Genomic DNA, 20,437 nt, shown 5'->3' with positions numbered 1-20,437 from the left:
GCAAAGAACGAATTTGACATATTAACAATGGAAGATTCATTGCCGGTTTTCGACCTGGTTGAGATGACGAAAGTCAGTCAGGTTGCCTGTAAATCGTTTAGTGACTGACAGGGAGTGTGAATCGTGTCTGTGTTACCCAAAATTTTCTGGCCGATCCCCTCCAACAGCCGGGGAAGTGAATTTAAAAATCAGGAAGAGATACTTACGCATATAGCGGGGGAGTCTACAGGACAATATGCGATAGGCCGCAGCGGGATGTGGCATGGCGGGATCCATATCACCGAAGCCACGACGCCATGGTGTGCGCTTAGTGGTAAGTCTCCACTTGAAGCGATAGATTTCCCGGTTCCCTTTAAAGGTGAGCAGGCAATTCGATGCATGGCTGACGGCGAAGTGGTTGCTTACCGTGTGTGCAAGGATTATCTGACGCTTGCATGGGAATCCGGGCCACTGAGCTTTTCCGGTTCGTTTGTTCTGGTTAAACACTTTATTCAACCGGGGGAGAAAGAATCCAGCGGGCTGCATTTCTACACCCTATATATGCATCTTGCGCCGTATTCAGCTTATGAAGCTGAAGCAGAAAATCAGTGGGTCATTCAGGATACTCTAAGAGCATATTCTGAAATGGACTGGCTGACGGCGAAACTGACTTCAGATAAAACTTCTCCACAAATTGCCGGACACATGCCTAAAGGGGCAAGAGTGGAGTGGGACCCAGCAGACAGCAATCTTAACGCCACAGGAAATAACAAGCGAAAATATGGTCTTGTGACACTGAAAGGATTACCAGAAGAAACCAGCAGTACCCTCACACCTGGTCAGCGCTATTGGGTTGTTGTGGATAACAACAATATTAAGCCAGCGCCGGGGGCCGGTCCAGGCTGGTGGCGGCATTTGCTTCCTCCCGCAAAGGAGGTCATGGTATTCGATAAGACAGTAAGCCTCAGTTCTCCATTTACTATTAAGGCCGGTGACCCGATTGGCCACATGGGCTACTATCAGGCACCAAAAGACGGTGGTTATGAGGCACGATATCAGGTACATATCGAATGCACGAGCATGGATGATAATCTGGAGAAGTTCCTGACCAACCCAGAAAACGTGGGGGAGAAAAACCCGCTCTGGTTGAAGTATTCTCCTGGACTTGCTCTTTTCACAAAAGATGTTGCGAAGGGCACCTTCGCAAAGGGCTCGACGTCGACAACGCGGACAGGCATTCTACCGTTGAGTAAGGTCAGAACTGAAACTGATAACTCAACAAAGCAAGAATACTGGCAGCTGCGGCCGGAAAATGCCTATGTCCCCAAAGGCCAGGCGGAGCCTCAACTTCTGTCACAGTATGATCTGGCGAAGCTAGGCTTCAGAACTGAAACCTCAGAGCCTACCAGTTTTGATTACCTGGATGGAAAAAACCAGCCCACTGGGTTCTTCCGCAGCCTTATCAACTCGCTCTATGAGGCTGCGACCGGTGATACGCGAACCAGTCATGCCCTGGTTAAGCATAATTATCAGCGCCTGCTGGATAAAATTGACAGCGGAAGCGACAACTATTCCCCAATGGAGTACTGGAGAGCCCTTCATAACCCTGACTATTGTGACGTCATCCAGAAAACAATCGTAAAACATCCAAGCGACTGGTACTTCAAAAAAGGTGACGCTATCTGGCAACCATTTCTAAATGCGCTAAAAAAGGAAGCGCCGGAATGGAAGAAATATAGCGAAGATTTTCTTGATAAAATGGCATGGATGCAGGATGTGACCACTGAGAAACTGGGGCCTTCATTGTGGCACATGCAGCCAATTATGTTTTTAGATGCAATCAAGCCAAAGCAAAGGTACATAATTAACTACACGCAATACTCCAATACTCTTGAAGAAGCTATTAATAAGCAGATGGCTATCCCTGGGAGTGCTGCCCCAAAATGGGGGATATCAAGAAATGCGACACGAAATGAAGTCGTTCAGCATATAACACCTTCAAACCTAACCAGTAACAATAATATGCTTCAATTTTTAGAAATTGATAAACCGATGGGGATTGCCTTGGAAAAATTAGAAGCATTTTTGAAAGGGAAAGGTCCTCTTGAGGGTACTGCTGCTGCTTTTATTCAAGCGGCTCAGGATTATGGCATAAATGAATGCTACCTTGCTGCTCACGCAGCTTTAGAAACTGGAAATGGCACGAGTGTTCTCGGTAGAGGCTCATCATTTTCCTATAATCACCAACCATCTCGAACTGTTTACAATATGTAAGGGATAGCTGCTGTAGATGGCAATGCTGTTGGAGGTGGTAAAGCAACAGCATACTCTCGTGGATGGTTCACTCCTGAATCGGCCATCAGGGGAGGAGCTGAGTGGATTTCAAGAAATTTTGTTCACAAGAAACAAAATACACTTTATAAAATGCGCTGGAACCCAGCCCATCCAGCATCACATCAATATGCTACAGATGTTAACTGGCCTGAGCACATTTCATCTGGAATGTATGCGATTTGTGGTGATTATCACGATTATGATAAAGAATTAATTTTTGACGTGCCAGTTTACAAATGAGATAACCAATGAATCAATTTAAGATAAAAATCTCAGTTTTTTTAGCTCTATCATTATTCGCATTCAATTCTATTGCTGCAATAAATTGCACGCCAAGTAGTGCTGACTATATCTACAATACAAGCCAAGAACCGACTCCGAAAAAAGTGCAATCAAATGGACGGATTTATTTTTTTTCTTTGCCAAAAGATGGATGTAAGGCAAGCATTTTTTTAATAAAAAATGACAAATTACTTAAATATAGAGAGGTAAATGGCTTTTCTTTTGTAAACTATATAAATAAGAAGGGTGCTGTTGTTGATGGATGGGTACGGAGTGAAGATATTATTGCAGATAATGAACAGCAAAAAGGGCTGACGTACTCGGATTTATCATGGAATATAAATGGACAAAGTGTAAATCTGCTTGGCAAAGCAACCCCAGAGTTAAATAAATGGGCCAAAGAACAAGGATTGAAACTTCCGGAGCCAGATAATCATGGCTTTAATAATGGATTCGAATCATGGACGTTAACCATTCAGAATGAAATAGTAACAATTTCTCAAGTAAATGACATTCTTGAGAAGAGATTAGGTTTTAATGACACATATGTATCAGGAATAACATTTATAGATAGCAAATATGAAACAGCAAGAGGTGTTAAAGTTGGGGATGATTGGAGTAAGGTAACTTCAAAATATGGAACAATAAGCAATTTGGATCCTGACAATGAGTGTAGATTCTACCAATATTTCGATATGAAACTTAGATTCTGCCTTGACTCATCGGGAAAAGTGCAGTCAATTTTATTTGAAAACTACCCAGTAAAATAAAATTTCTTAACGCAGGAATGCCTGTGGGTTACTGCTGGCGTTTGAAACATTGGAGTGCTGGTGGTTCATTATTTACTTACGAGTCCCGTGCGTCTGCCACTTAATTACACGGAAATAATTATTTATATTAGTGAGTTATGTATGAAAAGAATGCTATTCATGTTTTTAGCCCCGTGCTCGTTTCATTTTTATGCTGGTTGCGATGAGTCATGGAAAAAGGCTGACTACGAACAGAACATTAACTCATATAAAGTTAAGAATAAAACTTATTTTCACTCAACGTCAGATGATTACTATAGAAATAGTAAACTATTCCTAATTAATAATGACACCATTGTTGTTTTTTTTGAAATCCAGTGGGTTTGAATTCGGAAAATATACCAGAAAAGATGGCAGCATTGTCATGGGATGGCTCAAACACGATGCTCTTTCAGAAACAAAGGAAACAAAAAAATCAGATCTTAGTGATGGTGACCTAAGCATCCACTCCCCAAATGGGAACATTGAATTAAGCGCTTCATTCGAAGACTTTTACAAAGTATGGGGTAAGTGTGGGAAGAATGAACAACTAGAAACGGGTGCTTGGAGCAACTATATATCTAAAGGTGATGAAACATACAAATATTTAGATAACTACTGGAAAGGATTCTCCGTTCGCTCTTCAAATATAAATTACAAACAACATAACAATGATTTTGATTTGTACCGAATTACCATCATCACTATAATAAATAAAAAATATATCACCAGCAGGGGTCTCTATATAGGCATGGCTAAGAATGATATTATAAATGCATAGAGAGGAACCACCTCAATAAATAAGGACAACATAAGCTATAACTTCAAGAATAAAATACTGAGTTTCATGTTAAAAAACAATATAATTAAAATCATTATTTTAGACAAGAATATCATGTAAATTTTAGTGCGAATAAATTAAAAGGTAAATTATGCTTTAAATAATCCGTAAAGACGACAAAACCACTCACGGTGGTTCCGTCCTGGCCGCTTCCGAAACGATGAAATTCGGCGGTATCGCGTTGCTCGTAAAGACGAAAAAGTTTCCTGCCCGGTTGAAGGGCACGGCCCCACGACCATTGTTGAGGGCAATGCTGATTATCTCGATCATGGTGTCCCTCTGGCAGGGGCTCAGTCATGCAGACCATCCCTGGGATACCTGGACAGACTCCGTCCTGGTCGATCTGCGGCTGTTACTTAAACGCCTCCCGGCCTTGAAGGGCTGGCCAGGAATGACGGTCCCCCCTTTGCTGACGAAGCGACCACAGCCTGGATTGTTGAAAAAGTGAATGAAGAAGTCCTGATGTGCAGCGATGAACCCGCAACCGTCGTTAATGTCCAGGCTGACGATGTGCTGCTCCTTGAGTCCTGAAACTATGGAAAAAGGGGGACACTAAAGGGCCTGAAACAGTGCTTGCCTGGATCCATTCCCGACCGGGGATGGATCCACCACGCCATCGCTGGCTGATACGCCTGCTTATGACCCAGGTGGCAGAACAGTATGGGTGAAACGATATGGCGCTTCATCTGCTTGGTGAATTCACTACCCGTGCGCTACTGCTGACGCTGGAAGACTGGTAGCCCGCTCTGTTGTTTGAAGTCCAGGCCCATCGCCTGAAGCTGCTACGTATGAAGGCCGGTCGCAGCGAATCCGATAAAACACGTCTGATGCCTGCGATGGACTCTTTACTTGCCGACTTATTGCCATTGACCCGGCCCGAGGCATGGTGCTCTGTGGCTAAATATTTCATTAATAATTTTCAGGAATGCCATTCATGGATGATTTGACCCTGCGCTATTACGAAGCAGAGATGCGCTACCTGCGTGAGGCGGGTAAAGAGTTTGCCCGTGCCCATCCGGACCGGGCAGCAATGCTTAATCTGGATAAACCCGGCGCCCGCGATCCTTATGTGGAGCGCCTGTTTGAAGGCTTTGCCTTCCTGATGGGGCGACTGCGTGAAAAGCTGGATGATGACCTGCCGGAGCTGACTGAAGGACTGGTAAGTCTGCTGTGGCCCCACTATATGCGGACTATCCCGTCGCTGGCCATCGTCGAGTTCTCGCCTGACTGGCGTAGTCAGCGTCAGGCCGAAATGCTGGCGGAAGGCTTCTCCGTTCTGTCGCGTCCCGTAGGGCCGCATAAAACCGCCTGTCAGTACCGGACGACCCGCGATGTTCCGCTGCATCCCCTGCATCTTGCGGACGCCCGTCTGCACACGGAAACCAATGGACGATCAGCGATCCGCCTGCGCTTCGAATGCCCTGAAAAAGTGGACTGGAGCAAAGCCGGGATCGACAAAGTCGCCATTTTTCTTAACGCAGAGAGCCCGGTTAGCTCTGCGCTGCATCTGGCAATGACCCGGCGTGTACATGCCATGTATGCGCGTCATGCCGGGACGCATACTGAACGTCATCAGTTTGACGGCTGGTGCAAACCCATGGGCTTTGATGACAATGACGGCCTGTGGAAGAAAGCCGATACTGCCTTCAGTGGTTACCAGTTGCTGCTGGAATATTTCAGCTTCCGTCCTAAGTTTATGTTTGTTGAGCTGCGCGGCCTGGACTCCATCGGGCTCACTGCGGCCAGTACCTGGTTTGAAATCGACATTGTGCTCAGAGAAGCCTGGTCATCCGATCTGCCTTTTGAGACAGAAAACTTCCGCCTGCACTGTGCGCCAGTCATCAATCTCTTTACCCTGGAAGCCGACCCGCTGACCCTTAACCCGCTGGATAACGAATACCTGCTCAGGCCGCTGCGTCTTCAGGATGGTCACACCGAAATTTACAGCGTCGATAACATCCATGGCGCGGTGAAGAATGGCAAACACCCCTATGTACCGTTCACCAGCTTCCGGCACCGGGGCGGTATGATGCGCCACGATGCCCCTGAACGTTATTACCACACCCGCGTGAAACGCGGCCCTTCAGGACTGTATGACACCTGGCTCATACTCGGAGGCCGCTCGTTCGAACTGGAACAACTGTCTGAGAAGCCCGAATCGCTGTCGATGCGCATTACCGGCACCAACGGACAACTCCCGCGTAAGGTGCTTGAAAGCACGGTGCTGGACAGGGCCGTGAAAGCAGGCAAGGTGCCCGTCAGGGTCCTGAACCTCTCTACACCCACTATGCCGTTGTATCCCCCTGCAAACGATCGTTTCCACTGGCGTGTCATGAGCCATCTTGGATCAAACTTCCTCAGCATGATGGATAACCCTGAAGTCCTGCGGGGGACGCTGGCGCTCTATGACTGGACCGACGACGAGATGAACCGTCGCCGACTTGAGGCGATTGTGGCGGTGAAGCACACCCTGATCCGCCGCTTTGAAAAAGGTTTTATGCTCCGGGGCGTGGACATCGAGGTCACGCTGAATACGGATAATTTTGCAGGTGAGGGGGATGTGAATCTCTTTGGAGAGATGTTGCATCGCTTCTTCGCGCTCTATGCGGATATTCACCTTTTCAACCAGCTCACGCTGGTGCTGCAACCAACAGGGAAACGACTGAGATGGCGCGAGAATCACAGCCAGCAAATACCGGGCTGACGCTAGCCCTTAACAAAGATATCTGGCGGGCCAACTTCTATCGTTTCTGCCAGCTGTTGGAGCAGGAGAATCCGGACGCGCCGAAACTGGGAACCACCAGCCATCCGGGCGACGATCCGGTACGATTCAGACCCTGGCCTGGTATGGGTTTCCCGGTCAGCACCCTGAAAGCGGTGGAGACCGATGAAGACCATCCGACATCGCCCCCAACGGTCCGCACGACATTTCTCGGGGTGTATGGGGTGGACTCCCCCCTGCCGACGCCCTACCTGGATGATATGGCACAGCGTCGAGAAGGGCATGAGACGGTTACCTCGTTTCTGGACATCTTCAGCCACCGGATCACCACGCAGTACTATCGGATCTGGCGTAAATACGCCTATCCGGCGACCTTCGAGGCCGGTGGGCGCGATGCCACGTCGCAGTGTCTGCTGGGGCTGGTGGGGCTCGGTATACCGGGAACGGCTGAACGGGTGGCAACACCGGTTTCCCGCTTCCTCGCCTTACTCGGTACGATGCGCTTACCCACCCGAAATGCTGAAGGCATTCGGGCTCTGGTGAGCCTGCTGGCACCGAATACCCGGACAATTATCACTGAACCCGATCCGGTTAAGGTCCATATCGACAACCGCAGCGGCCTGATTAGCGAAAATCGCGTCCGTCTTTCTCAGCGTGCCACGCTGGGTAAAACGGCGAAAGAAGCATGTAGTCGGGTACTGGTGACGCTGGAGACTGAGGATCCGGACGAGGCGGAAGGATGGTTACCCGGCGGGATCCTGCATACCGATCTGCTGGTCCTGCTGCGTGTCTATCTCGGCTACCGCAGTGACGCCCGACTGCGCCTCACCGTACCCGTGCGGTTGTTGCCTGAACCTCGCCTGGGCAAGGGCAGGCGTATCCAGCTGGGCCGCACTGGTTTGCTGGGTCTGAAAGCAGGCAAACTCAGCAATAACCGGGAGAGCCTGACCGTTAATCTGGGTTGCTATGAAGGGCTTCACTATTCCGCACAGCAACCCTCAGAAGACGGGCATTACCGCTTCGATTGATCACGTACTCCCTCCCTCAATAAGGAACTTTTGAATGGCAACAGTAACTCGCTGGCAGGCGCTGACGCTTATTGCCTGTGGTCTGCTCGCAGGCTGTGGTCTGACGCAGACCGTCACGGACGGCACGGTCAGCATCACGAAATCCATCTTCTACAAGAAAATCAAAACGCTGCATCTGGATTTTACCCCGCGCACGGCCATTAACGCCGATGGCGCACAGACGCCGCTGGCGACCATGGTGCGGGTCTATCTCCTCAAAGATCGTAAAGCTGTGGATACCGCCGATTACCAGACGCTGCTGCGCAAGGCTGATACGGTGCTGAAGGACGACGTGCTGGCATCAAAAGAGCTGCTGGTGATGCCCAACGGCAGTGTGACGCTCAATATGCCCATGGATGAAGACGCGCAGTTTGTGGCGGTGGTGGGGCTGTTTAACCGACCGGATCAGAAGGACAACCGCTGGCGTCTGGTACTGACCCGTGCCGACCTCGACCCGGACAAACCCCGCACAATAGAACTGGGTGATGGCTGGCTCAGCCTCGTGCCGGTAAAGGAGTGACGTGATGGATAAGGACAACTGGCTGGCGCTTTTTGACGGCCAGACCCGTTACTTTCTGGATATTTTTGACAGCCAGGTAAAGCCGGACGTCCTGCGCTTTCGCGGCAGGGAAGCACTGAGTGAGCCATTCAGATGGGACATCGAGTTCACCACGCCGCAAGGCGACATCGTCCCGGAAGACGTGCTGATGAAGTATGCGTCGTTCCGCATGCGCAGCGGCAAAAACGTACACGGCATCGTCACCCGCCTGGAATGGCTCTCCACCACCGCAGACCAGTCCCACTACCGGCTCACGCTCAGCTCCCGCCTGGCGCTTCTGGATCACACCCGCCAGTGCCGTGTTTTTCAGAACCAGTCGGTGCCGGAGGTGGTGGAGCAGGTGCTGCGCGGCCACGGGCTGGAGGGGCCGGACTTTGAGTTCCGCCTGGAACGCACGTACCCGGCGCGGGAGCTGATTACCCAGTGGCGGGAAACGGACCTCGAATTTATCCGGCGCATTTTGTCTGAAGTGGGAATTTACTGGCGCACGGAGATGGATAACAGCCGCGAGCTGGACGTGTACATTTTCGCCGACAGCCAGCTTCACTACCAGTTTGATGTAGGCCTGCCGTACCGCGAGCCGTCGGGCCTGTTCGACGGCGCGGCAGAATCGGTGTGGGATGTGCGGACCTGGCACAGGGTTGTCACGGGCACCGTCGCCACCAGAGACTACAACTACCGCTCCGCCTCCACGCCGATGGATGCGACGGTCAGCATGCGTAGTGATGCGGTCACACGAGGAGAGCACTACCGCTACGCCGCGCCTTACCGCGAAGCGGGAGATGACGCCAGCCCGGAGCCGGAAACCGAATCCGGGGCGTTCTATGCGCGACTCCATCACGAGCGGGAGCTGAACAAATCGGCCCGCGTGCACCTGTTCAGCAATGCCACGGGTCTCTCGCCCGGGCAGGTGCTGGAGCCGCAGGGTAATATCATTGCTGCCCTGAAGGAAGGCTTGCTCCTCACACTCGTGTCCTTTCGGGGTGCAAGGGATTCCCGCCTGCACGTGTCGGTCCGGGGCATGCCTTACAGCGAACGTTACTGCTTCCACCCGGCGGAAATCCCGCGCCCTGAAATCCACGGCACGCTTCCGGCACGAGTCGAGAGCCAGGAGAAAAATGATATCTACGCGCATCTGGACGAGCAGGGGCGGTATCGGGTGAAGCTGGGCTTCGTCCGGGAGGGGACGGAATCTGGCTACGGTTACCTGTGGCTGAGGATGGCGAAACCATATGCCGGTGACACGCTGGGCTGGCACACGCCGCTCACCGACGGCACCGAAGTGGTGGTTGCGTACAGCAATGGCGATATTGACCTGCCGTACATCGCGTATGCGCTGCACGACTCTGAGCATTCGGACCACGTCACCCGCGACAACCATACCCGTAACGTGCTGCGCACCCCGGCGAACAACAAGCTGCGGATGGAAGACCAGCGCGGTCAGGAGCACATCAAACTCGCCACAGAGTACGGCAAGACGCAGCTGAGCAGCGGGCACCTGGTGGACGCACAGGGGCAACGTCGCGGCCAGGGCACGGAGCTGCGCACCGATGAACACGGCGTGATCCGCGCCGGAAAAGGGCTGTTTGTCAGTGCAGATGCGCAGCCGAAAGCGCAGGGTGACGTACTGGACATGGATGCTGCTCTGAAGGAAATCGACAGGCTTAATCAGCAACTGCAACAACTGGAAATGGCGGCAGAACAGGCGCAGGCCCTGAAGGCGGACGTGGACAGCCAGATAGCGATGTTCGCGCAGCGGCTGAAGCCGCTCAATGAGGCGCTGCTGATGTCCGCCCCGGAAGGGATGGCACTGACCAGCGGGGAACACCTGCAAATGGCCGCCAGCAAAAACGTCGCCATTAACGGCGGAGGCGATATCAGCACCGGCGTCATGGGCAACATGACGGCACTGGCGGGAGAAAAGCTCGGCCTGTTCGCGCGCACCGGCCAGCTGAGCCTGAAATCCGGCGAAGGCCCGGTGGAGGTGCAGAACGCCAGTATGCAGTTGTTCGCTAAGAAAAAGCTGACGATGAGTTCAGCGAGTGACATCTCGTTTGCGGGAAAGAAACGCATCACGCTTATCGGCGGCGGGAGTTACCTGCGGCTTGAGGCGGGGAAAATCGAGTACGGCACGCCGGCGATGTACCTGCGCAGGACGAAAAGGACGATGGCGGCGGGACAAAATTCAATTGATGTTGATATTCCCTCTGTTCCTGGTGAAGTGTCAAATTTATCTTCTGCTAAAAAAATTCTGTTCTCATAATGAAGGATTGAGCGATGCATATTTCCCCTCCTGTTTTGTTGCCACGACCCATGAATGGGAGCTTCAGCGACTGGGTTATTCAGTGCATGCCCGTCGAAGCTGCACGTAATTACCCTGTAAATACCGTGGGGGCATGGCACGGAGGTGTACATATTCTTCATACAGATCATTCCAGTTCACAGGCTAATCCCCTCCGGGCAATTGCTGGAGGGACTATTGTTTATGCTAGGTCACCGTCCGGAAAAAAAGATAAAAAACCGCTGGCTTATAATGGGGCAACCGACGATGGATGTGTACTGATTCGACATCAGATATTAATAGGTGATGAACCTGTCGAGTTTGTTTTCTATTCACTGACTATGCATATGAAACAGGTGCGTTCTGATATTCTGTCTGGTATTGGGAAGAGTATAAAACGCGAGCAAATTATAGGGACGTCAGGCGTCGTGGATGGAAAAAATGCGTTCCACTTCCAGATTTGTTGTGAGGAAAAGATGCTCAACGTGCTGTGTGGTAGAATTCATGGTGAAGTAAATATTGCTTCTCCGGGAAGACTTAAGCCTGTATACGGTGATGAATACTACTGTTTTCCTGCTGGTACCCCTGTTTATGATGATATTCCTAAAGGCTTTGTGCGCACCCCAATGACCCTTACAGCGGAAGATTTATATATTATCAACAGTGGTGTAGACACAAAAACGTTTCGAAAAAAAATTGATGGACACTACGACTACCTCGGCAGCATTGCTATAGCGGTTAATTATATCAGTGAAGCTACAGGGAGCGATCCTCTGATAAAATCCAGGGAGTACAGCCATTGGGTGAAGGTTGCAACTCCTGTTGGGAGTGGCTGGGTCGATGTCTGTGCTGATAATATAATGACGTACAGTGATGCCGAGTTGCCTGACTGGGCTGGATGGTCTTTGATTGATGATGATACATCCAGCAATAGCCAATGTAATTCTAAAATAATCAAAAAGTTACAAGATGAAAAACCACACGAGGATGCAAAAGCCCCCCTGCTTACACAGGCAATTTGCAAGTTTCCGTTTGAGTGGGATTTTTCGACATTCGATGCGCGATTTTCATGGGTAAAAGCCAGGACCGATCAATTTCCTGAGCCATTGACTGATGATGATTACAGTGAACTCAAGGAACACATAAAATCATTATGCTTCTTTGATAAATTACCTGCTAAAGTCCAAAAGGAACTCAGTGGTCAGATCTGGCATTTTGAACCTCGGATATTCATCACGCAGATACAAAAGGCAGAACGCCGTTTAATTTTTAAAACCATAAAGAAAATTAATGACTTCACTGCTGATGATATGCGTTATGGGGATATGACTAAAGAGCAGATACTCGCTCAGGGGAAAATGAATAAAATTGATATTTTGGGGCGGGAGTTAAAGATTAATTTTTTCAATTTTGACAATACGATTGATGATCATTTTGGTAATTTGGCCAGCATGGCAAGGTGGACTGCCTGGAAGGGTGAGTATCCCCCACTTATTCAAATTATGCTCGAGAGGTTCAAAAATAATGAGGGTGGGGTTTTAAAGCATAAGCTATTGAATAAAGCATTTTCTGAACATGCAACCACAGTGGAATGTGTTAACAAAATTAAAGGATTTATTCAGTTATTGCTTACTGATAATGGTTACAAGAGTTTTTCAATCAATGATTTAAATGTGCTGAATGAAAAAATAAGAAATAACGTTAAACTTCCAAAATTCGATAACTATGACTGGTTTAACGGTTTGGGGATAACTATTCATGATACTTATTCCACACAGATTTATCTCGATTACATAGATGTTAGCGATAGTAATTTCAAAGCCGAAATTTCATTCCAAATACAGGACCATTTTGGTTTGGATGTTGCTGATGTTAATGGGAAAGGGTTTGAAAACCTGCCATGGTTTTGCTCATGGTTCATTCTTCAGCGTTATACGGAATATGGATATATGCCATTCATTAATGAAGCTAGTTTTACAATGGTCATTGAAGGGTAAAAATGAAATTTAAATATATTTTACTGGCTGTATTTTTCGGTATTTCAATAATCATAATTTTCTTTTTTTTAAAGGCTCAAGAGATATCTGGGATATATCAAAATATATCTTATGAGGAACGCTGGGATAGTGAATGTAAATCAACAGTCGTATTGGTAGATAATCCTCCTGTAATGAAATCAAATCTTGTAAAGTTATGGGGGAGAGAAAAGAACGAAATTTTGAGGCAGTGGAGGCCCCTCAATAAGAAATGTGATTACATCCTTTTTGTAAATAACAAGCCAGAACCGCCTCATGATAGTGAAGAAATAAAATACTGGATGGGAGATTATCAATTATGTCTTAAAGGTGAAATCGATTATTGTATTTCTAAAGATGAAAGGTTGTTTTATATAGGCCTTGATAAGCAGATATATGGCGATAGATTGGCTGGGGAGTTAGGTAATAAAACGCTTTATCTAAGTTTTGTCGACTGAACTCCTTGCTCTACCGATTTGACGTGCGCCTGCCATACCGCGAGCCATCGGGTCTGTTCGACGGGGCGGCAGAATCGGTGTGGGACGTGCGGACCTGGCACAGGGTTGTCACGGGCACCGTCGTCACCAGAGACTACAACTACCGCTCCGCCGCCACGCCGCTGGATGCGGCGATCAGCGTGCGTAGTGATGCGGTCACCCGAGGAGAGCACTACCGCTACGCTGCGCCTTACCGCGAGGCGGGTGATGACACTGACCCGGAGCCGGAAACCGAATCCGGGGCGTTCTATGCGCGACTCCATCACGAGCGGGGGCTGAACAAATCGGCCCGCATTCACCTGTTCAGCAACGCTGCTCACCTCACTCCCGGGCAGGTGCTGGAGCCGCAGGGCAATGGCAGTTGAAAAAGCCCGCGAGCGGTTCAGCCATAAACTCATGCCCGGGCCGTTGTCGGTGATAAAGATTAAAAACCAGTAGCACGAAGAATTATCAAAAGGAGCCAGCGTGTCAGCCCGCGAGCGATTTTTCAGGAAGATACAACAAAACAAGCAGCCTGCCCCGGCCGGAGATAATCCAGTAGCGGTAGATATTGCGCGATTCTGCCGTCAGATGGATGAACTGGCGCAACAGATTTGCCAGTGGCTTGATGGCTCGGGTATTGACGTTATCAATGGTACAAAGCACCTCAGCGACCTGAGTACCGTCGGAGCCTGTCTGAACAGCGGGGCATCACGTTATGACATCAGGACCATCAGTATTCAACACGATAATAAAAGCGTGAGTATTGCTCCTGCGCAACTGTATGCATCAGGCAGGAAAGGTTGCATTACCCTGACCATTGATTCTCCGGACCTAAAACATGCTCGACAATATTTTTATTTACATATGACAACGGAAGATGGCTGGCTTATTGATGATAATGCCCAACCAGAATTAAACGGCGTTTTGCTGACCGAGGAGGTGTTCTTTAAGATAATCGAACGTCTGGCCTGAAGGTATTTATACCGATATTAATGAATATATTATTACTACATCATAATGAGCAAATTTCTTTTTTTAATACCTGCCGGGTATTCATTTTATTCTTTTTATGGCAATGAGGAGCACGGTTGTGGGACTGGTTTATAAAGATGATGAAGACCTTAACTTTTTACAGCACTGTACGGAAGTGCAGTTACAGGTTATTGCCAGGTTACTGACGTATGACGAGAACGGAAAACAGCGTCTCGCCAGTGAGTTATTAAAGCATCAACAATTTCAGGCGCTGGATAGCCACCCGGAGCGGCATCGCCGTTGCTGGCAGCTGATTGCCGGCGAGCTGCAGCATTTTGGTGGCGACAGCATTGCCAATAAGGGTCATGGTCTGCTGTACCGGAGCGTCCTGCATGATTTGAAATCGATCTCAGGCCAGCGGGCAAAACGTAGCTTACTGGATCAGATGAAGAGAAGATAAGTAGCGCGAGCTTAATTGCCTGGATAGTGAGTGGCTGCCCCTGATAGCCGTTAATTTTCTCCAGAAGCGCAGTGACATTCTGGAAAGGCAGAGCTGGCCGATGTTCTGTCTTCTGGGTAGAAACGGCCCCGCGCATGTCATGGGCGGGATTATAACTAATATATGCATTCTGGACAGCGTAACGCATTATTGCTGTAATCCGCTGCTGTAAACCACTCGCTGTTTCAAGATTGTTTCTGGCTTTTATAGCCTTCACGGGAATAAGGAGATCACGCGTGTTTAGCTTTGCAATATAACATTTGCCCAAAGAAGGAAAAATATGGCTCTCAAGTGAAGCAAAGATTTTTTTGCATGGTCAGCATCCCACTTACGGTTGCTCTTATGCCATTCGCGAACGACAGTCTCGAAGGTACGAATACTGGTTTCTTTCGTTGCCCGCTTTTATTGTCCTGGGTTAATGCTGTTGGCGAGAAGCTTGCGGGCATCAGCGCGTTTTGAACGTGCTTCAGATAATGAAATCTCAGGATATGGGCTCATGCAGAAGGTCTGTTCTTTATTCTCAAAGCGATAGCGAAAACGCCACAGTTTTGAACCTGCGGGTGATATAAAGAGAAAAAGCCCGATGCTGTCGGTGAGTTTGTACGCTTTGTCTTTAGGTTTAGCATTGCGCACCGTCATATCAGTCAGTGCCATGAAACATGCCTCTTTGACACATTATTAAGGGCATGATTTTTATCGAACCGAAAATACCCTCATTCATACCCTCAAAAAAAGTGTTGATGCTGATGGTTAATGGTTTACTTCTATTGACTATAAAAGAGGAGGTAATATTCGTAACATGCAGATTTAAAAGGATAATATTGATATCGGCTGACGTCTGTTGATATCGAAATGGTGTCCCCTGCAAACTCCAAATTTGAGATCTAAGTACAGGAGACGTAAAGGTTATTTTTTTATAGTAAAATTATTTACCCAGGATTTTACCCATCATGCTGCCCGATGAGCTTTTTTTTGAATGCTTGATGATCACTGTATAACCAGCGAGAACGCCCATGAATCTTGCGTGGTTTCGGAAGGGTTCCGTCTTTAATACGGTCATAAATGAAGGTCTTACCGAACCCAGTATCTGCCATGATAAATTTCAGGTCAATAAGGGTATCCTCGCGTAACTCACGCATCATAATCTCTCCTGCTTACATTCGTACTTTGAAAATCTTGTAGCTGACAGGGCAGCAAAATTTTTTGTAACCACTGCCTTAGTTCCTCGTAGCTTTAGTTACGAAGCCAGGCAGCAACTTCACTGCCGATGACTCGCACTGGTTGCCCCAGTGATCCCAGCCCGGCGCCGCCGACCGGCTGAACAACTCGATGCGCGGCACGTCGCCATAAAGACGCTCTAACCGGTGGCGGGCTTCCCACGGTTTCGCGCTGTGACGGCCTAACGGGCTGTAGATAACCTGTTTCACGCTGGCATCTTTGCGTTCCAGCCCGGTGCCGCGGGTGGCGATAAGAAGATCTTCGGTGTTGGCCCGCGTATGGTTTCCGCCATTCATTCGCGTTTGCGCGTTAAGCAGGTCTAAAAAGTCGTGAAAATCTTCAACTTCGCCAGCTTCCAGCGCTTTATTGATGTGCTGCTCTGCCAGTTGATTTAGTTTTACCCACGTGAAGCCCTTCATTGTGCGAACTGTAAAACCCCAGGCTTCGGCAAGCTCCATAGCTTCGCGGTTATGGGTGCCGGTGTACCACATCGCCAAAACAGCGTTTTCTGCGGCCAGCTCCCAAACTGGGAGGCGCTTCATATCGATCAGGCTCATGGTGTCGTAATGGCCGGCTGCTGCGCCGTTGCTTACTGTGTTGCCGTAGCTCCACGCGGGATCTGCATAGATAAGCGAATACTTCACAGCCACCTCAAAGGAATTGATCAGCAGGGATGCCCACTTTCGCGTTCTCGCGGTTTACCTCCCGGCGCAGCGAGAGAAACTGGCCTACCGGATCGGGGCTGCGAAGAATCCCGGCCAGCTTCTGCTGGCTGTGGCTCGTTTTCAGGCGCTGCTTTAGCGCCAGGGCGCAGGCTTTGACATTGGCCCGCGTGGGGCCAGCGATACGCATACAGAGACACATCGTAATAAGCAGATCGGCATATTCATCAGTGGCGCGAATAAACTCATCATGATCGATGCGCTTCATCATTTCCGGGATGCGGTGTTTAAGGCTCATTGCGGGATATCCTCATCAAATTCCGGGGCTGCTGCTTCCTGTGCTTTTCTGGACGGGTCAGGGAACTGATACGGCTTGTTTTCCAGCTTTAACCACATGGCTTCGCGACCGACTTTAATGGTCGGCCAGTCCATGCCTTTGATGCGTTCCCATGAGCGGGAGCAAAACACCTCTTCCAGAATGTCGGCTTTGGCGCGTTTCGCATCATTGCTGGCGCCGCCGTGATGCTTGTTCAGCAGTTCCACAATCTCATCGAGGGCGATCTCTTTGGCACGCTTCTCTTTCTGCCAGGTTGGCTGGCCGTCGTCTGCGAACAGCTCGCCATTGTCGCGGGAGGTATCCACGCCTAAATGAGTTCCTCCAAGATTCAGAAATTCAATGTGCGGCTGGAAATGTTTAAACGTCGGGTTTGAGAACGTCTGGCCGTCGATACGGGTAGAACGGTCTTTCAGAATGCGCGCGGTGCGCCATACCTGCCCGGACTCCAGATCCATCTGCTTTTCCATCTGGATCAGGATTGAAGGCTCATAACCCGTCTCGGTTTCGGCCTTCATCTTGATGCCAGTTTTCTCTAACTGGCGCTTGCCGTCGTCGCCTTCGAAAAAGTCGTACTCATAGCCCGCGCGGCCACACATGATGATGTGCGCCTGGCTGTTAACGAAACGATCGGTAAAACGTCGCCATTCTTGTTTCAGCCATGCCCAGTCAGAGAATTCAAGGCCGCGCTTGCGTTTGCGGCGCGTTGCGTACTCATCGCATAAGCACGTCCAGAAATGGCTGATAGAGTCGATGATCAATACCGAGCCGCTTTGCTCCGCTTCATTTACCGCAGCAATCAGATCCACGAATGCGCGGGTTTTGGCTGTGTAAAGCTCGATGTTTTCAGCATCGAAGCGGGGTTTTACCCAGTCAGAGCCGGTTTCCGTATCGAGGAACATTACCGGCTTATCACCCATTGCAAGCCCGCGCTGGCGCATCAGCAGAACGAGGCCGATCGCCAGCTCGCTGGCGGTGTAGGTTTTGCCGTCTCCGGCGAAACCCATGATCCCGGCTTTCAGGAAAGCCTGTGTATTTGTAGCGCGCTGGAAAAGAGCCATTATTCTTCCCTCATCTCTATATATAATTCAGTCTGCTTTGCTGCAAGAAGCTCTGCGGAATACCGAAGAAATTCACCCGCTTTTTCCTGAAAATTAACGTCGTCGAATACAGCTTTTAGCGCCGCCCGGTCTGCCTGCGTATTGCTCAGCATTTCGTGAAGGTGATGAAATTTAATTTGTCGATCATATAAATCTGCCAGCTCTGCGACTTCTTCTTCCCGCGCTGTATTCAGATAGTGCTGTTGCCAGGATTCATCTTCGATACGGTCATGCATGAAATAAGCGCTCATGCTGTCTCCTGTGAATACTGTAAATATATCGCCACGTTATTCGGGATGTGCGTGGCTCTGCCGGTGAGGGCACATTTAATGTTTCTTCAGGGTTAAATTAATTAGTCAGTGCGTTGCCGTGACCATCAAGATGAACGTAAACCCATATATCTTTGATGCGGGTTTTTTCTGAAAGCGTTCTTAAATAAAGTTTGCCGCCGTAATTAGCTGAAGCAGTCCACGTTTTGTTATTGTGAAAAACTAACATTCCCGGTTGAACGCATCCACGAATGACCTTCTGGATGCCGTAATGCTGACCTTTCATTATTTAATTTTTCCTTTGTTTGATCTTCGGAAAAAAAGGCCCGCCCGAAAGCGGGCAAAGATTGCACTGGCATGGTTAGTATTGTGGTGCCGGGTGCCTCCCGGTGTCTGGTCAAGGCTGAATACCAGACGGGGTTTGCACTGAAAAGGAGAACAAAACCAGCCTTCCCCGCGTGCGCTTAGCCGCATTCACCACAATATGAAGCACACTCCGCCGTTTGCGTTAACCACCAGCCCCAACTGATTGAATGGAATGTGCTTCATGTTGCGTGCCTGCTTTTAGCCACATCAGGCGAGGTGGTGCACACAAGGAGATTAATCAGTGTTTCTTGCCAGCCAGCGGCGTGCGCCAGCTTCGGTTTTAAAAGTTTTGCTTTTGGTGAACGTCATGGCCGTAAATGTGCCGTCACTGTTGCGGAACACGCCACACGTCAATGATTCGTTGTTGCCAAGATCGAGGTTAGTCATTCTCTTCATGCTCCCTTAACGCCGGGTGGGCGGAACGTTTTGCTAAGTATCACTGAGCCGTGATTGCTGTTGATGAGATAAGCATAACTAAAGGTAATTTTCATGGCAAGTAAAAAACTAATAAAAGTTAGTATTTCAGGCGTAAGAAAAGGCAACCCTTTGAATTAGTTGCCTTTATTTTTTTGAGGGGCGGTCTTTTCTTACTTTAAGTAGTTCTTCGAACAAGCGGTTAAAGTTATCAACCCTTACTTCTAACTCACTGATAATAGATTCTTTTTCGGACTCTGGAAGTGATTCAAACAGGTCTAGAAGCCTCTTTTGCCTTTCGTCCAGCTCGGTTGGAAGTGAATCGGCTGGAGCGGGTGACTTGTCTTCATCACCAAACATCAACCATGCAGGAGAGCACCTAAGCGCAGCCGCAAGAGCAAAGAGGCTTTTACCCTTAGGCTCTGTCTGCCCGTTCTCCCACTTAAAGACGCTGACGCTCGACTTCTGAACCTTGTCAGCAAGCTGTTGTTGGGTAAACCCAAGTTCTTTGCGCCTTGCCGAGATGCGTTCGCTGATATGTGCAGTTTTCATAGCATTAATATAAGTTAACTTGACATAACATTAGTTAGGATTTAATTTTTTAACCAAAGTTACTAGGAGGGTGCATGTATACAAAAAGTGTAATCAGTCATTTTGGTTCAAAAGCTGCCATTGCTCGTGCTTTGGGAATATCTCAAGTTGCTGTCACCAGATGGGGTGAAACCGTGCCAGAGAAGCGCGCGGCTAGGCTTGATCACATTACCAATGGAGTACTCAAGTATGACCCTGATTTTTATGAAGCCTGTGACAAGAAAAGGCATGTTTAAGCGAAGCGATAAATAACTAATAACCATCTTTAAGTATCTGATTTTTTTTATTGAAAGGAATATTGGGAATCATTGTTTATGAACACCACACAAAAAAGCACAACCAGCAAGGAATTACAGATCGAAACCCGAATCAGAAGCGGCATAGCCGCCTTGGGCGTCGCGCAGGTTGCCAAGAAAATGGGCATCCACCACTCACAAATTAGCCGGATGCAGACCGGGAAGAACTGTTTTGTTGAGCGTGCTGCCAGGTTGCTGGCGGTAATTGGATTTGATGATCGTGACGAGACGGTAATCATCAAAGGCGAGCAGACGGCAGAGGTAGCGAAAGCGCTGATCTCGATGCTGGAGCATTTAAAAGGCGAAACCCCGGACTGCGCCAACAGTTCCGGGGCTTCTGAGTGCAAATAAATAAAGCGTCCATTTGCG

General features: G+C 49.0%; 22 protein-coding genes and 4 pseudogenes. 16 read left to right on the top strand and 10 right to left on the bottom strand.

Annotated elements, in window-relative coordinates; all coding sequences use genetic code 11:
- Window positions 1–123 precede the first annotated feature (123 nt).
- The 14 genes and pseudogenes from AFK62_RS14060 (at window position 124) to AFK62_RS13995 (ending at window position 14,779) form a co-directional block, all read left to right on the top strand.
- Window positions 124–2,253, top strand: a complete 2,130-nt coding sequence (locus AFK62_RS14060; protein ID WP_082363085.1) for a glucosaminidase domain-containing protein — start codon at window positions 124–126, stop codon at window positions 2,251–2,253.
- Window positions 2,254–2,561: 308 nt separating this feature from the next.
- Entirely contained in the window at window positions 2,562–3,365 is an 804-nt protein-coding gene (locus AFK62_RS14050) for a hypothetical protein (RefSeq protein WP_053531976.1), read from the top strand.
- 325 nt (window positions 3,366–3,690) lie between these two features.
- Window positions 3,691–4,164, top strand: a complete 474-nt coding sequence (locus tag AFK62_RS14045; protein ID WP_053531975.1) for a hypothetical protein — start codon at window positions 3,691–3,693, stop codon at window positions 4,162–4,164.
- Between the two features lie 160 nt (window positions 4,165–4,324).
- Window positions 4,325–4,509: pseudogene (locus tag AFK62_RS22895) on the top strand (PAAR domain-containing protein); the annotation flags it as partial.
- Window positions 4,502–5,125, top strand: a pseudogene (locus tag AFK62_RS14040) (type VI secretion system domain-containing protein); the annotation flags it as partial. The pseudogenes AFK62_RS22895 and AFK62_RS14040, both read left to right, overlap by 8 nt.
- A gap of 33 nt (window positions 5,126–5,158) precedes the next feature.
- The gene (gene tssF, locus AFK62_RS14035) at window positions 5,159–6,928 is read left to right on the top strand and encodes a type VI secretion system baseplate subunit TssF (RefSeq protein WP_032984414.1); all 1,770 of its coding nucleotides are present in this window, start codon (window positions 5,159–5,161) and stop codon (window positions 6,926–6,928) included.
- Entirely contained in the window at window positions 6,892–7,974 is a 1,083-nt protein-coding gene (gene tssG, locus AFK62_RS14030; RefSeq protein ID WP_032984415.1) for a type VI secretion system baseplate subunit TssG, read from the top strand. Before tssF ends, tssG begins: the two co-directional genes overlap by 37 nt.
- Window positions 7,975–8,008: 34 nt before the next feature.
- Window positions 8,009–8,533, top strand: a complete 525-nt coding sequence (gene tssJ, locus AFK62_RS14025; protein WP_007672818.1) for a type VI secretion system lipoprotein TssJ — start codon at window positions 8,009–8,011, stop codon at window positions 8,531–8,533.
- 4 nt (window positions 8,534–8,537) lie between these two features.
- Window positions 8,538–10,835, top strand: coding sequence for a type VI secretion system Vgr family protein (locus AFK62_RS14020; RefSeq protein ID WP_053531974.1), 2,298 nt, complete (start codon window positions 8,538–8,540; stop codon window positions 10,833–10,835).
- A 14-nt stretch (window positions 10,836–10,849) separates the two neighbouring features.
- On the top strand, window positions 10,850–12,850 hold the full coding sequence (locus AFK62_RS14015) for a DUF3289 family protein (RefSeq protein WP_053531973.1): 2,001 nt from the start codon (window positions 10,850–10,852) through the stop codon (window positions 12,848–12,850).
- Window positions 12,851–12,852: 2 nt separating this feature from the next.
- Window positions 12,853–13,326 carry a hypothetical protein gene (locus AFK62_RS14010; RefSeq protein WP_050555010.1) on the top strand — a complete coding sequence of 158 codons (474 nt, stop codon included), beginning with the start codon at window positions 12,853–12,855 and terminating at the stop codon, window positions 13,324–13,326.
- A pseudogene (locus AFK62_RS14005) lies at window positions 13,326–13,721 on the top strand (contractile injection system protein, VgrG/Pvc8 family); the annotation flags it as partial. The gene AFK62_RS14010 and the pseudogene AFK62_RS14005, both read left to right, overlap by 1 nt.
- A gap of 109 nt (window positions 13,722–13,830) precedes the next feature.
- A complete protein-coding gene (locus tag AFK62_RS14000) occupies window positions 13,831–14,319 on the top strand; it encodes a hypothetical protein (RefSeq protein ID WP_032984180.1) in 489 nt (162 codons plus the stop codon).
- Between the two features lie 118 nt (window positions 14,320–14,437).
- A complete protein-coding gene (locus AFK62_RS13995; protein ID WP_007668876.1) occupies window positions 14,438–14,779 on the top strand; it encodes a DUF3944 domain-containing protein in 342 nt (113 codons plus the stop codon).
- 136 nt (window positions 14,780–14,915) lie between these two features.
- Here AFK62_RS13995 and AFK62_RS23085 read toward each other — a convergent pair.
- From AFK62_RS23085 to AFK62_RS13955, 10 genes and pseudogenes are all read right to left on the bottom strand, one after another.
- Window positions 14,916–15,122 (bottom strand): annotated as a pseudogene (locus tag AFK62_RS23085) (phage integrase central domain-containing protein); the annotation flags it as partial.
- Window positions 15,123–15,220: 98 nt separating this feature from the next.
- Complete coding sequence (locus tag AFK62_RS22890) at window positions 15,221–15,472, bottom strand: Arm DNA-binding domain-containing protein (RefSeq protein ID WP_007668874.1); 252 nt, start codon at window positions 15,470–15,472, stop codon at window positions 15,221–15,223.
- A gap of 287 nt (window positions 15,473–15,759) precedes the next feature.
- Window positions 15,760–15,957 (bottom strand): helix-turn-helix transcriptional regulator, encoded by a 198-nt coding sequence (locus AFK62_RS13985; RefSeq protein ID WP_108695363.1) that lies wholly within the window; start codon window positions 15,955–15,957, stop codon window positions 15,760–15,762.
- Between the two features lie 78 nt (window positions 15,958–16,035).
- Window positions 16,036–16,680 carry an MT-A70 family methyltransferase gene (locus AFK62_RS13980; RefSeq protein ID WP_007668868.1) on the bottom strand — a complete coding sequence of 215 codons (645 nt, stop codon included), beginning with the start codon at window positions 16,678–16,680 and terminating at the stop codon, window positions 16,036–16,038.
- A gap of 7 nt (window positions 16,681–16,687) precedes the next feature.
- A complete protein-coding gene (locus AFK62_RS13975; protein ID WP_007668866.1) occupies window positions 16,688–16,996 on the bottom strand; it encodes a DUF7740 domain-containing protein in 309 nt (102 codons plus the stop codon).
- Window positions 16,993–18,093 (bottom strand): AAA family ATPase, encoded by a 1,101-nt coding sequence (locus AFK62_RS13970; RefSeq protein ID WP_007668863.1) that lies wholly within the window; start codon window positions 18,091–18,093, stop codon window positions 16,993–16,995. Before AFK62_RS13970 ends, AFK62_RS13975 begins: the two co-directional genes overlap by 4 nt.
- Entirely contained in the window at window positions 18,093–18,383 is a 291-nt protein-coding gene (locus tag AFK62_RS13965) for a host-nuclease inhibitor Gam family protein (protein ID WP_007668860.1), read from the bottom strand. Before AFK62_RS13965 ends, AFK62_RS13970 begins: the two co-directional genes overlap by 1 nt.
- A gap of 97 nt (window positions 18,384–18,480) precedes the next feature.
- The gene (locus AFK62_RS13960) at window positions 18,481–18,687 is read right to left on the bottom strand and encodes a hypothetical protein (RefSeq protein ID WP_007668857.1); all 207 of its coding nucleotides are present in this window, start codon (window positions 18,685–18,687) and stop codon (window positions 18,481–18,483) included.
- A gap of 314 nt (window positions 18,688–19,001) precedes the next feature.
- A complete protein-coding gene (locus tag AFK62_RS21400) occupies window positions 19,002–19,154 on the bottom strand; it encodes a DUF1391 family protein (protein ID WP_007668854.1) in 153 nt (50 codons plus the stop codon).
- A gap of 174 nt (window positions 19,155–19,328) precedes the next feature.
- On the bottom strand, window positions 19,329–19,733 hold the full coding sequence (locus AFK62_RS13955) for a helix-turn-helix domain-containing protein (RefSeq protein WP_014728208.1): 405 nt from the start codon (window positions 19,731–19,733) through the stop codon (window positions 19,329–19,331).
- 74 nt (window positions 19,734–19,807) lie between these two features.
- Between AFK62_RS13955 and AFK62_RS21395 the strand changes: the two genes are divergently transcribed.
- Window positions 19,808–20,008 (top strand): Cro/CI family transcriptional regulator, encoded by a 201-nt coding sequence (locus tag AFK62_RS21395; protein ID WP_032984179.1) that lies wholly within the window; start codon window positions 19,808–19,810, stop codon window positions 20,006–20,008.
- Window positions 20,009–20,086: 78 nt separating this feature from the next.
- Window positions 20,087–20,419: a CII family transcriptional regulator gene (locus tag AFK62_RS13950; RefSeq protein WP_014728209.1), complete on the top strand. Its 333-nt coding sequence runs from the start codon at window positions 20,087–20,089 to the stop codon at window positions 20,417–20,419.
- Window positions 20,420–20,437: the final 18 nt, after the last annotated feature.

Origin of the sequence: Cronobacter condimenti 1330, from assembly GCF_001277255.1 — a bacterium.
GTDB classification, from domain to species: Bacteria; Pseudomonadota; Gammaproteobacteria; order Enterobacterales; family Enterobacteriaceae; genus Cronobacter; species Cronobacter condimenti.
Note: the sequence above shows the minus strand (reverse complement) of the source record. Positions and strands in the feature narration are given on the sequence as shown.